Origin of the sequence: Pseudomonas sp. W2Oct36, assembly GCF_041060465.1 — a bacterium.
GTDB classification, from domain to species: Bacteria; Pseudomonadota; Gammaproteobacteria; order Pseudomonadales; family Pseudomonadaceae; genus Aquipseudomonas; species Aquipseudomonas graminis_B.
The window spans coordinates 125,895-138,814 of sequence record NZ_JAUERW010000015.1; the positions used below are offsets into that span (position 1 = coordinate 125,895).

At 55.0% G+C, this 12,920-nt stretch carries 6 protein-coding genes, 2 tRNA genes and 1 pseudogene; 2 read left to right on the plus strand and 7 right to left on the minus strand.

From position 1 onward, the window contains the following. Nucleotides 1–424 precede the first annotated feature (424 nt). Nucleotides 425–1,762: an AAA family ATPase gene (locus QWI18_RS19060; protein WP_369319560.1), complete on the minus strand. Its 1,338-nt coding sequence runs from the start codon at nt 1,760–1,762 to the stop codon at nt 425–427. Between the two features lie 454 nt (nt 1,763–2,216). Between QWI18_RS19060 and QWI18_RS19065 the strand changes: the two are divergent. After that, a pseudogene (locus QWI18_RS19065) lies at nt 2,217–2,700 on the plus strand (DUF4113 domain-containing protein); the annotation flags it as partial. A gap of 166 nt (nt 2,701–2,866) precedes the next feature. Here QWI18_RS19065 and QWI18_RS19070 read toward each other — a convergent pair. Next, nucleotides 2,867–3,526: a hypothetical protein gene (locus tag QWI18_RS19070; protein ID WP_369319561.1), complete on the minus strand. Its 660-nt coding sequence runs from the start codon at nt 3,524–3,526 to the stop codon at nt 2,867–2,869. Continuing rightward, the gene (locus tag QWI18_RS19075) at nt 3,526–4,758 is read right to left on the minus strand and encodes an AAA family ATPase (protein WP_369319562.1); all 1,233 of its coding nucleotides are present in this window, start codon (nt 4,756–4,758) and stop codon (nt 3,526–3,528) included. Before QWI18_RS19075 ends, QWI18_RS19070 begins: the two co-directional genes overlap by 1 nt. A gap of 651 nt (nt 4,759–5,409) precedes the next feature. On the opposite strand from QWI18_RS19075, the gene QWI18_RS19080 reads away from it, so the two are divergent. Further along, nucleotides 5,410–7,308: a potassium transporter Kup gene (locus tag QWI18_RS19080; protein WP_065989764.1), complete on the plus strand. Its 1,899-nt coding sequence runs from the start codon at nt 5,410–5,412 to the stop codon at nt 7,306–7,308. A 917-nt stretch (nt 7,309–8,225) separates the two neighbouring features. On the opposite strand, the gene QWI18_RS19085 is transcribed toward QWI18_RS19080, so the two are convergent. From QWI18_RS19085 to QWI18_RS19100, 4 genes are all read right to left on the minus strand, one after another. Then, nucleotides 8,226–9,515 (minus strand): virulence factor family protein, encoded by a 1,290-nt coding sequence (locus tag QWI18_RS19085; RefSeq protein ID WP_192132128.1) that lies wholly within the window; start codon nt 9,513–9,515, stop codon nt 8,226–8,228. Further along, nucleotides 9,515–12,157, minus strand: coding sequence for a bifunctional lysylphosphatidylglycerol flippase/synthetase MprF (gene mprF / locus QWI18_RS19090; protein WP_296306196.1), 2,643 nt, complete (start codon nt 12,155–12,157; stop codon nt 9,515–9,517). Before mprF ends, QWI18_RS19085 begins: the two co-directional genes overlap by 1 nt. 329 nt (nt 12,158–12,486) lie before the next feature. Next, nucleotides 12,487–12,563, minus strand: a tRNA-Met gene (locus QWI18_RS19095). A gap of 267 nt (nt 12,564–12,830) precedes the next feature. Next, nucleotides 12,831–12,907 (minus strand) — tRNA-Met (locus QWI18_RS19100). Nucleotides 12,908–12,920 lie beyond the last annotated feature (13 nt).

Sequence of the window (12,920 nt, forward strand, 5' to 3'; positions counted from 1 at the left end):
AGGAGGGCGTTCTCTAAGATATGTGGTTACACTATTTCATTGTTCTGTGAGCCGTTTGGCTTTTCTGAGCTGAGGCGGCTTCTTTCTTATTTTTCATATATCAGCATTGACAATTACTTGGCCTCGCTCATGAGGTGGTTGGTTGTCCACTAGAAATAAGGTTGCTGATCACACTGGGGGATTAGTCAGATACATGTGGATCCTTGGTCTCGCCCCAATTTAACGGGGAGCGCCATGTAACGCTCGCGATGATATTATTATTTTATTTGATTAGCATATGGCTACAGGGACCTTTGGGATGATAATACGGCCGCGTCAGTGCTGATTTATTCCTATCGCTTCCGACGCCAAGTGATGATGTGTCGGAAGCAATTCATTCACCATGCTGCTCAGATAAAGGGTATTCATAGAGCAATGATTTTGGTTATAACTTATTACCTTTGAGTGGAATGCGAACTTGAATGCTTCTTGTGAGCCGCTCAGTAGTGAAGGTTTTCACAAACTCCGCAATAGCATCGTTCCAGTCAATAGATTTTTCGGGGCGCGCATGGGCGTGGGATCGTTCGTAGAGCGCGATAGCAAACGCCCGATATAATGGATCGACGAATGCATATTTACCTGAGTCTTCACTGAATCTTATTAATGGTGTGTACTCAGAATTATACATTTGTCTTAAATATTTTGTCAGATTTCCTTGGGGGTAGTCCTTTTCATCCTTCACGATCCGTTTGAATACGTCGGCGCGGGTCCCTCCTTCCTGCGGAAGTTCTGACAATGCCTTAATAATTAGCTCCGGGTTGTTGTATTTTTTCACTTTCACTTGTTTTAGATTGTGTTCAAACGCTAGTTTAAGGGTGTCAGAAGCTTCATTTAAGTACATCTTTATCGCAGGTTGTAAAGCATTTTTAGAAAGTGGAAGTAGCGTCTCGCTGGGCAGCTCTAGTCCTAAATCCAGACAAATGTTTAGGCAAAGCGTATGGCAAATGGAAGGAAGCCCAGCAGCATAATGGCTTATGGTTGTCGTTAACGATGATTCAAATCTTAGATTCATTAGTTCGCAGCCTTTGATTATTATGTCCTGCAAACTATGAATGTCCATCAAAGGGACGTGGATTTCAGCAACTCTAGTACGCATCTCTTGATCGTACTTAACTACTTGCCTCGCAGAATCTACAGCCCCGATCGCTACAATTTTCAACGCAGGGTATTCACCTGCCATATCCACGAAAACCTTCATCGCTTGGGATAGTTTCGTGCGATCCTCTTCATTTATTTTATGAAAATCTTCCAATATCCAGCAGCACTTCGCCTGACCCATAAGCTTTGCAAGATTTTGTAGAGTGAGCTGTGGAGGTAAAGCTCTGTTGGACTTATCCCCAGCCTCAACGGTGGCGTTGCCGCCCAGCTGACTTTTAATGCCAGCGTATGTAGCCTCAAGCAAGGCAGTTTTTGTCGTGGACTTTTTAGACGTTGTCTCAGATGTATAAAATGGTGCCAGCTGGTCGAAGGCATCTAGAATTAGCTGCTCAAAGCTCATGCCCTGCATGCACCTTGAAACGACGTGGTCTTCATACAGCTGGAGAAGCTTTTTATTTATAATCGTCGACTTACCGGATCCGGAATGCCCGTACACCACCAGTTGCTTACCTGGAGTTCTGAGGGCGTTCACTAGGCTTGTATTAATCTCCTCGCGCTCGATGAATGTCAAATTGGCCGGTGTTGCGGGAGTGAAAATTTCGAATACGGTTGGTTGGTCATCCATGCTTTTGGTCCGACGCAATGAGCCTGAGGAGGCACGAAGCTACTACAACGGAGCCTGGCAGTCGATGAGCAGCTACCAGACGGTGGGCCGTAAGTTCTGTGTAGAAACTAAATCTTCCAAGATGGGCTCCTGCGTGGCACACGCACCTGTTCAAGATGGAGGCAAGAGTATGCGCAGTCGGGCATGAACTGCGGTGGCTTGGCGATCCCGGAACCGCAGCCTCGATGTGGCCCGTGGCGCCATCGTGACGCAGCCATCAGCTCCAAGCCAAATGCAAGCCAGTGCACGGGAGCTATCTGGCCGTCATCCTGATGCCGGATAAACCTAAATGACCTCCCGAGTACATGAGTTGGTGATCCGGGGTGTTATGAACGACGCCGCTTTGCTGGGAATCCCATCTGGCGGAGTAGGGGATCTACCGTAGCGGAATGCTCGGCGCTTGGTGGGATGCGATCGAGAAGCGGTGGCCACCTACAAGCAGCGCGCATCGGAAAAACGTAGGTCCAAACACTCCTATTGGATACAAGCTTCGCGTCAGCATCCGCACCTGCATGTTCAATCCCGAGGAAGCTAAGTACGCCAACGGCGCGCTGTTTGAGCTGCCGTACCCAACGAATGACGTGAGGCTGATGACGAAAGCCGCGAAAGAGGCGGTCAACCGCGGGTACCGGCCAGGTTTCAAATACAGCAAGGCCGAGGTGCTGCTGATGGATCTACGTCAGCCGGGGGAGTTTACCGATGTTCTGTTAGCGGTCTCGCAGCCCATCGGGGCGAACAAAGTGATGGGGGTGTTGGATGAGATTAATGACAAGTGGGGTAGGGGTACATTGCGGGCTGGTAGCGTGTCTGCAGATCCAGAGTGGAAAATGAAAAGGGAGCGAATGAGTAGCAGCTATACAACGCGAATAGAACAGCTTTGGTCCGTTCTGGCAAAATAACCGCGCCAAACTGGCTGTTGCTAATCCTGAGACTGGATTATGCGCTTCACGAAAGTTCGCAATGTTGGATCATGCGACGTCAATTTTCTCGACTGAAGGAAATTGATGCGCATGTATTTCCAAGGATGCACTGCAGTACACATCGATTTTCTCGACTGAGGCTTCATCAGTCCATTAGCTCATTTAGCATGGGTCCAAGCTTTTCATCCTCGAGGATGCACCATCTAATGAATGCAGAGTACGGTGCTTGCCTCTGAATCAGTACTTGGATTTTATTGATCGCCAACGCCTTCTCAGCTTCGGTTGCGGTGGGGCCATAGTAGTTATTTATCTGGTCAAGCAGTAAGTTGTACTGGTCATAGATCTTTCTGCGGAGGAAGGATCCTGATACTTTTTTGTTGATGGTGTGTTCACTGTTATAAACTTTTTCTAAGAGGTTGCAGGTAGATCTTGCTTTTTCGTCATCTGAAACTAAGATGATCTGTACGGACTTGGCGAAGGGGGTCGCGGCAGGTAGATGCTTAATAGCTCGAAAAACATCCTGTGCGGGGTTGCAACAATCCAAAATGTTATTATAAAAAGCATTTTTTATGTTGTTGCAGCGGCTGCATGCCAGATACAGATTGTGCCAATTAAACTTTTTATTAACGTCATTTTGATGGGCGTCAAAATGCTCGACGTTGATATCGTGTGGTTCCTTGGTTTCACAGATATAACACTTATCAAAAAAGATTTCACTAAGCTTGCTGTAGACATCTTCTCCGTCATATCTTTGCCTGGAATTTAAAGAAGGTGGTATTTCCAGCGGTCTAGTGGTATTGAACATTATACTTCCTTGTTGTGAAGCTTGTTGATCTGTATTTTGGCTCTTTTCAAAAATGTAGCCGACTCGCTGTCTAGAACATTCTCATGCTCTCCGATTTCTAGTACTAGGGATTCCATTTTATCTAAATGGTCAGTCGGCGAGCTTAACATTTTGCCTAGAGCTATAATTTTTTCTTTGAGTACTTCAGATACCGGAAGAACATTGAATAAGCCGGATAAAATTGCTTCGTATGAGTACATCGACAAGTCTTCAACCTGTTCTAGCGTTGATAAATCATATATCACTGCATTGCTGACTGAAGAAACGACAAACGGGGAATGCGTTGACACGATAAATTGGACTTTGGGGAAAGCTTTAACGAGAAATGACAGAATTTTTCGCTGTAAAGAAACATGGAGGTGTGCGTCTATCTCGTCAATGAAAACTATGCCATATAGCTCTTCAGGGGTGGTCGCGCGTAGCTGTATCTTGGTAAGTAAATTAGCGTAAATGGCTAATATGGATGAGAAGCCAGAAGATAGTTGTTGAAATCTATACTTTGATTTATTGTTTTGTTTTATATAAAAGCTTTGTGATGAAGAGTCGAATATAAGAATTAAAGATGGATCTTCGAAAAGTTCTTGGAGGTCGTGTTCTAGTTTTGTGAACCAGTCCGAGATTTTTTTAGCTTCTAAGGGCTTGTTGTCGATATTTGGCGACTCGGCGTATGCTTGCGCTGTTTTTTGACTAACAAGGTATTCTTCAAATAAAGATCCAGTGTCTGCGAGTTGAATTGACTCTTGTTTTAATGTTTCCGCGCTTCTAGATGAGTTCGCCGCTCTGATGTTTGCTTGCCGGGTTGCATCGAATTTTATAAGGATAGCGAGGTTGTCGTGGTAGTCAATGGTAAATTGCTCGATATTGCTGACCGTAAGTGGTGGCTCAGTTGCGAGCTTAACTTGTATCTTTAATGCGTCAATAGTGGAGACGTAAGCTTCATAACTAGAATCTGCTTTTGTTATGCTCTTTAGATGGCTTTCATATGTTGTAATTTGTGACTGAGCTTGGTTTATGTCAATATTTTGTCTGTTAACTATTCGCTGCGTTAAATAATTATAAAGATGGTTTATGAACTGAGTCTTTCCGCAACCATTTGCGCCGGTGATTATAAGGTTTAGACTGTCAAAATTTATTACGGCCTCTTTTTCTGAGTTGGGTATCAAGGTTTTAATGTGTGATATGTAGTTATTCATTATGTTCCCTCATTATCGATATTTATCAGAGTGTCCGGCCCTAATCCACTTGTCTTTATGATCCTATTGAAAATCCAGTCTTTATTGATTGCCGCCTTGACTAGTCAAGGCCTTTCGCATGAATACGTAAGTTTTAGTCCGTGAATTTACCAAGAATTTCTGTGAGAACGCAATTGCTAACAAGGTAAGAAGGTTCGACCCTTTGCACTACGATGATCGCTGCTGAAGCAGAGCATAATGGCCCGTGCAAAAGGTACGCCTCAATTGGATGTTGTGGTCGAGGACATAGGATGATCATTTATGTTTATTTAACGTGTACTTCGGGCAACCGAGGCTGACAAAGCCGACCTTCGGGGCGGCGGACGTGGTGACGGTGGACATTGACTAACCTCGGCGTAGGATGCCCGGCGAATAGCCGAAGCATTGACTGGGCGCTTGGGGCGCCTCTGATCAAAAAGTGCGCAATTCTAGCGGCGCGTCGAACGATTGACCAGTGTTATACAGAGAATTACGACGAGTGCTGCGCTATGCTTCGCGGCGTTACGCCCGGCGCCCCAAGTGGGCCGGGCGCATCGGAATTTACCGGTGCGGCGCAGGTCAATCCGACAACGCCGGATCGCGGTGATCGAGTCATGGTTTCAGGAGTGGTAAATGGGTCACGCAACGAGTCAGGCAGGGGTCGGGCATTCTTCGGCAAAACCGCTGAGTCTGCTGGTGGGCGCGGTGGGTGTAGCCTATGGCGACATCGGTACCAGCCCGCTGTACACCATTAAAGAAGTGTTCGTCGGCGGCTACGGCGTGCAAGCCGGTCACGACGCCGTACTGGGCATTCTGTCGCTGATCTTCTGGTCACTGATCTGGGTGGTCTCCTTCAAATACATGGCCTTGGTGCTGCGTGCCGACAATGACGGCGAAGGCGGCATCATGGCGCTCACGGCGCTGGCGCGAAGGGCTTCAGCCAAATACCCGAAGCTGCAGGCGAGCATGATCGTCTTTGGCCTATTCGGCGCAGCGCTGTTTTACGGCGACAGCATGATCACCCCGGCGATCTCCGTGTTGTCGGCGGTCGAGGGCATGGAGCTGGCATTTGACGGGCTTGAGCACTGGGTGGTGCCCATTTCTCTGGTTGTGCTGGTGGCGCTGTTTCTGATTCAGCGTCACGGCACCGCGCGGATCGGCGTGATGTTTGGCCCGATCATGGTGCTGTGGTTCGTGACCCTCGGCGTGCTCGGTGTCCACGGCATCCTCCAGCAGCCGGAAGTGCTGCACGCGGTCAATCCGGTGTGGGCGGTTCGCTTCTTTATCGATCATCCCGGCATTGGCGTATCGGTCCTGGGCGCCGTAGTTCTCGCACTGACCGGTGCCGAGGCGCTGTACGCGGACATGGGTCACTTCGGTCGCAAGCCGATCTCGCGCGCGTGGTTCGCGCTGGTATTGCCGGCGCTGGTGCTGAACTACTTCGGTCAGGGCGCCCTGGTGATCCAAGACCCGGAAGCGGTGCGCAACCCGTTCTACCTCCTGGCGCCGAGTTGGGCGCTGTTGCCGTTGATCGCGCTGTCGACCCTGGCGACCATTATTGCTTCGCAGGCGGTGATCTCCGGGGCGTTCTCGATGACGCTGCAGGCGATTCAGCTCGGCTATATCCCGCGCATGTACATCCAGCACACCTCAAGCGACGCCCAAGGGCAGATCTACATCGGCGCGGTGAACTGGGCGCTGATGGTCGGGGTAATCCTGCTGGTGCTGGGCTTTGAGTCTTCCGGCGCGCTGGCCTCGGCCTACGGCGTGGCGGTGACCGGCACGATGCTCTGCACGACGATTCTGGTGGCGGCGGTCATGCTGCTGGCCTGGAAGTGGCCACCGCTGATCGCGGTGCCGATTTTGGCCGGATGCCTGTTCGTGGACGGCATGTTCTTCGCGGCGAACGTGCCAAAAGTCCTGCAGGGCGGGGCGTTCCCGTTCCTGGCGGGCATTGCGCTGTTCATCCTGATGACCACCTGGAAGCGCGGCAAGCAGCTGCTGGTGGACCGCATCGACGAAGGGGGTCTGCCGCTGCCGATCTTCATCAGCAGTATTCGCGTGCAGCCGCCCCATCGCGTTCAGGGTACGGCAGTGTTTCTGACGGCGCGTGCGGACGCCGTGCCCCATGCGCTGTTGCATAATTTGCTGCACAACCAGGTGCTGCATGAACAAGTTGTATTGCTGACCGTTGTGTACGAAGACGCCCCGCGCGTGCCGGCAGCGCAACGCTTCGAGGTCGAGGCGTTTGGCGAGGGCTTCTATCGCGTGATTCTGCACTTCGGCTTCATCGATGAGCCGGACGTGCCGGCGGCCCTCAGCCTGTGTCACCTGAAGGAGCTGGACTTCAGTCCGATGCGCACGACCTACTTCCTCAGCCGCGAAACCGTGGTCTCGTCGAAACTGGAGGGCATGGCCCGCTGGCGCGAGGGTCTGTTCGCGTTCATGCTGAAGAACGCCAACGGCAATCTGAGGTTCTTCAAGCTGCCATTTAACCGCGTGATCGAACTGGGTACGCAGGTGGAGATGTAATCAGCTCCGTTTCGGCGCGATGGGGTTTAACCGGGAATGTGTCGGGTGTCACGACGCGAGATTGATGGCGTACGCACTGGCCTCTTCCCGGCTGAAGCCGGTCCTACGGGGAATGCGTGCGTCCAGTGGAATTGGCGGCACTGACCATTGTAGGACCGGCTTTAGCCGGGAAGGCATCAGGTGGCACGACGCGAGATTGATGGCGCACATACAGGCCTCTTCCCGGCTGAAGCCGGTCCTACTGAAAGAATGCGTACGCCCAGTGGGATTGGCGGTACTGGACCATTGTAGGACCGGCTTTAGCCGGGAATGTGTCGGGCGTCACGCCGCGAGATTGATGGCGTACGCACTGGCCTCTTCCCGGCTGAGGCCGGTCCTACAGGCCTCTTCCCGGCTGAAGCCGGTCCTACGGGGAATGCGTGCGTCCAGTGGGATTGGCGGCACTGACCATTGTAGGACCGGCTTTAGCCGGGAAAGCGTCAGGCGGCACGACGCGAGATTGATGGCGTACGCACTGGCCTCTTCCCGGCTGAAGCCGGTCCTACGGGGAATGCGTACGTCCAGTGGGATTGGCGGCACTGACCATTGTAGGACCGGCTTTAGCCGGGAAAGCGTCAGGTGGCACGCCGCGAGATTGATGGCGTACATACAGGCCTCTTCCAGGCTGAAGCCGGTCCTACGGGGAATGCGTGCGTCCAGTGGGATTGGCGGCACTGACCATTGTAGGACCGGCTTTAGCCGGGAAAGCGTCGGGCGGCACGCCGAGAGATTGACGGCGTACGCACTGGCCTCTGCCCGGCTGAAGCCGGTCCCCCGGGGATGAAACGTATCCCAGATGCTAACCGGCTTGAGCAGACCCCAAAAACAAAAAAATCCCCGCACTCGCAAGAGCGCGGGGATTTTTTATGGGGGCTGGATTACTCGGCGGCGGGCTCTTTGCCCTTCCACTTGTCGATCACCGCACTCAAGCGCTTGGCCAGGGCAGGGTAGTCTTCGTCAAAGTGATGGCCACCGGGCAGCTGCATCTTCTCGCCGGGCGCAGTGGCTTCGGTGCAGCCGCTTTCGTCCTTCTCTTCGATGCCGTAGACGCACAACACCTTGTCGCCGGGCAGCTTGGCCATTTCAGGCCCTGTCGCGGCTTCTTTACCGGCAGCGCCCAACCACCCTTCAACAGCGATCTCGAAGCTGCCGGTGCGGGCGAAGGCGAGCAGGATGATCCCGTCGACCCGCGCCTTGTCTTCTTCCGGCAAGCGGTTGTAGATCGCGGGCAGCACATCGGCGCCGAAGGAGTAGCCGGCAAGGACGAAGTGCTTGGCACCCCATTTCTGCCGGTAGTGGGCCATCAGCTCGCTGAGATCAGCGGCCGTTTGCTCGGGGGACTTGTGCTCCCAGTAATAACGCAGCGTGTCGATGCCGACGACTGGGTAGCCGCCCATTTTCGCCATGTCGCCTGCCACGTCCTTGTCCAGGTCGCGCCAGCCGCCGTCGCCGGACAGAAACAGCGTCACTGTGTCGGAGGGCTGTGAAGACGGCACCTCAACCACAGGAATGTTCAGGCCGCCGTTGTCATCACCACCAATCAGCCGACGGCGCACTTCGTTGTTCAGCACCTGCGGGTACTTGATGTCGTAATCGCTGATGCTGGTTTCGGTGTTGGGTGCGTCGCGAACCAGCGTGGCGCTTTCGTCGTCAGGCCCATCGTTCCAGGCGACCGTCCATTTGCCGTGCGCGGCGGCTTTCGGCACAGGGTCGGTGCAGCCCGGCTGATCACGGACAAAACCGACCGAGATAGCTCGGGCGTTGTCGTTGTTCTGACCGGCCAGCCAGCGCCAGGCCACCGAAGCACCAGGCCCGACACCGGCGACCAGATCAGGGGCACCGTCGAGCTTCTGCAGCGCAGCATTGAAGGTCTTGGCCTGAAGCTGACAGTCATCCTTCGGCAGTGTCACTTGGATCACACGAGCGGAAGCGTCGTAGCTCAGGGCGAGCAGTTGCTTCTCGGTCAGTGATTCTTCGGCGGTGACGGCCAGGGCGACTTGGGTTTTCACCTTGGTCGAGGGCACTACACGGATCAGCGCAGAGCCGTCGTCCAGGGTGATGTGTTCAAGGGTCGGTTGCGCGGCGGGGCGGTTCCACAGCCAGAAACCCAATGCCACCACCAGAATTACCAGGGCTGCGAGCAAAAAGCGCCAGTAGCGTTGAATCATCAGCGTTTCACCAATCCAGTCAGGCCGCCCGCGATCAGGGCGGCGGTATCTGCCAGTGCCACCAGCGGATCAAGTCCTGCGGGCACGGCCATATAACGAGGTTCCCAGTCAGGCTGGAATTTGTCTTTGAAACGGCGCAGCCCCTGGAAGTTGTAGAGCTGTTCGCCACGGCTGAACACCATCGAACCCAGACGCTGGGTCAGAGGTGCGCCACGCCGCGGTTGCAGCCCGGACAACGGCACCATGCCGAGGCTGAAGCGGGCGTAACCTTCTTTTTTGTAATGCAGGATCAGCCCGACCATCATGAATTCCATGGTCAGCTTTGGCGCTTCCGGGTGCGAGCGCATCAGGTCCAGGCTCGCCAGATCATTGCGCGAGGTCTCCAGCAGATTGGAGAACGCGACCGGCTTGCCCTGGAAATGGACGATGGCGATACGGAAATGCTTGAGGTACTCCAGGCTGAAGCGGCCCAGCGAGAAGCCTTTCTCGCGCACGTTCTTGCCCATTAGCCACGCATCGGAAATCACTTTGAGCTCGTCCATGGGCGCTTGACCCACTTCATAGATTTCCAGCGACAGACCGTCGCGCCCACCCCGGTTCCAGGTGTAGCGCAGGTCCTTCATTTCCTTGCCCTTGGCTTCGATATCGAACTTGTGCAGATCCACGCGGGCTTCTTCGCCCAGCTTGATAGCAGTCAGGCCGATGTCCATGTAGAACGGCAGGTTCTCGGCGCGCACCTGATAGAACACGGGACGGGCATGGTGAACGTCGCACAGATCGCGAAACTGCCAGATCAGCTCGGCCCGTTGCTGGGTCGGGCCAATCGGGTCGTACAAGGCAACCAGGCTGCGGCCACGATGGGCGTACATCAGAAAGGCGTTGCCGTCCGGGTGCATCAGCACCGCTTTGTCGCCGGTGAGGACCAGGCCGCCATCGGGCTGGCTGGACGCTTTGATGATCTCCGCCGCTTTGGCCAGTTGCGCCTCGTCCGGCAGGTTGATCACAGGGCGTGCGGTGCGCAGCAGCCAGGTCAGCGAGACGATCAACAGCAACACCGCGCTGCCCAGTGCCGAACGCAGCCCGCGAGGGGCGTCGGCGTCCAGGGTGAATTGCCACCACAGCTGGTGGCTGTAGGGCACGTCCTGGTAGGCGAACAGCAGCAGCCAGACCGAAGCCCCCAGTACGCAAACACTGGCGACCAGATACAGCGGCGAAAACGGCAGCTCCAGCAAACGACTCGGGCGGTAGAACGAGCGCCGGAAGATCGCCAGCAGGCACGCGGTCAGCAGCAGCAGGCTCGCTTCTTCCCAGTCGAAGCCCTTGAGGATAGATAGGATGGAGCCCACAAACAGCAGAACTGTCGTCAGCATCCATGCCGCGGAGAGGCGACGACGCAGGCCTTGGGCAAGCAGCAGGCAGAGCACGCCAATCAGGCTGGCGCCGAAGTGAGAGGCGTCGATCAGTCGATGGGGAATGAGGAACCCGAGACTCTCCAGACGGGTATCGATCTCGGGCGTGGAGCCGGAAAACAGCAGTACCACGCCGGAGAGAAACACCAGCAACGCCAGAATCGGGGCGCCAAGGCCTGATGCAACACGCATGGCCTGTTGCGCGAAAAGCAGTCGCTTGGCCTCACTGTAGAGCAGCACCAGACACGCGATCAGCAGTGGCATCACCACGTAAATCAGGCGGTACAGCAGCAGCGCGGCAGCCAACGGTGCAGCGCCCAGTTCGTCGGCAAATGCGGCGAGCAGAATGGCTTCAAAGACGCCGACCCCGCCGGGCACGTGGCTGAGAACACCGGCGGCCAAGGCCAGCAGGTAAACCAGCAGGAAAGCGCCGAAGGGTGGGGCGGAGGGCAGCAACAGATAAAGGACGGCCGCAGCGGCTGCAACGTCCAGCGCGGTGATCACCAGCTGCATCAGCGTCAGGCGCACGCCAGGCAAACGCAGCGTTCGGCGGCCGGCGCGCACCAGCAAGTTATGCGGGATCGTCTGTTCCGGCAGACGTCGGCGATAAATGGCATAACCGAGGATTGCGCTGATGGCCAACACCGCCACCGCCACGGTGGCCAGCACCGGCACCGACACATGCAGCGCCAGCGAAGCGGCGGGCAGGTCGCTCAAGGTCGCCAGGGCCGCCAGCGGGGGAAGTGCGCAACCCAGTGACAGGCTGGCGAAAAGGGTCATGTGGGCAACTTCGCCCGCACCCACTCCCAGTCGCGAATAAAGACGGTAACGAACCGAGCCGCCGGACAACATTGACAGGCCTACGGCGTTGCCGATGGCGAACGCGCAAAACCCGCCCATGATCAGCGACTTCGGTGGCAGATCGACATTGGCGTAGCGACTCGCGGACCACTCATAGCCCAGCAGAATCACAAAGCCGATCGCCGTCGCCAGCACCGCGCCCGCCAGAGAAGGCAGCGGCACGCTGAGCAGCGAATCCTGCAGGGCGTAGATGTCCAGCTCGGTCAGCATGTGCCGGCAGGCGATCAGGGCGACGGCGAACAAAAGGATGGTGACGCCCAACCCGATGGGTTGACGGTACTTGCTCACCAGTTCGCGTGGGCGCAATCGTTTCGGGGGAGCCGGAGGATGCTCCGTCACTGCTTCATTTGTGTCGGACGGGTTGGCGCGCATCAATCACTCCTTGGATCGTGCGCGACAGGATGGAGGTATACAGCCAAGTTACCAATCCCTACGCAAAAAATAATTCAGGATGTTAGCGCTTCAACGTCTAACGGGCGAATACCACGGGTACGTATCAGTGACCGTTCAGTCTAGGTTCAGTCGCTGGCCAGCGTATCGGCCGGGGCGATTAAAACTATTGCCCCGGCAACATACAGTAACAAGACCTCTCGGATGAGCGCACCCCGGTAATGGGATGTGACAAGGATTCCGACCCGCTGTTCGTGAGCTTTCAGCGAGGCAAAAAAAAGGCCACTCTTTCGAGTAGCCTTTTTAGATGTTGGTTGCGGGAGCCGGATTTGAACCGACGACCTTCGGGTTATGAGCCCGACGAGCTACCAGACTGCTCCATCCCGCGTCTGTGTGGCGGCATTCTACAGTCGAACCACAAAGTGTCAACCTTTAATGCCAAGGATCGACAAAATAACCGTATCGGCAGCGTTGGGTCGCCTAAGTGGCGGTTGGACAAGGCTTTTATCGACATCCGCGCCTAAGGGCAGGTCGCCGTCATCCATGGACCCGGTTTGATTCATATGAAGAGGTGAGGGGGGTAACGATGGGGGCGGGCCTGCTCAAACAGCGGCCACAAAAAAGGCCACTCTTTCGAGTAGCCTTTTTTGATGTTTGGTTGCGGGAGCCGGATTTGAACCGACGACCTTCGGGTTATGAGCCCGACGAGCTACCAGACTGCTCCATCCCGCGTCTGTGTGGCGGC

Bases quoted from the DNA above. Each gene is read 5' to 3' on its own strand.
- QWI18_RS19070 (WP_369319561.1), bottom strand. From the start codon at position 3,526: ATGTTCAATACCACTAGACCGCTGGAAATACCACCTTCTTTAAATTCC.
- mprF (WP_296306196.1), bottom strand. From the start codon at position 12,157: ATGCGCGCCAACCCGTCCGACACAAATGAAGCAGTGACGGAGCATCCT.
- QWI18_RS19080 (WP_065989764.1), top strand. From the start codon at position 5,410: ATGGGTCACGCAACGAGTCAGGCAGGGGTCGGGCATTCTTCGGCAAAA.
- QWI18_RS19085 (WP_192132128.1), bottom strand. From the start codon at position 9,515: ATGATTCAACGCTACTGGCGCTTTTTGCTCGCAGCCCTGGTAATTCTG.
- QWI18_RS19060 (WP_369319560.1), bottom strand. From the start codon at position 1,762: ATGGATGACCAACCAACCGTATTCGAAATTTTCACTCCCGCAACACCG.
- QWI18_RS19075 (WP_369319562.1), bottom strand. From the start codon at position 4,758: ATGAATAACTACATATCACACATTAAAACCTTGATACCCAACTCAGAA.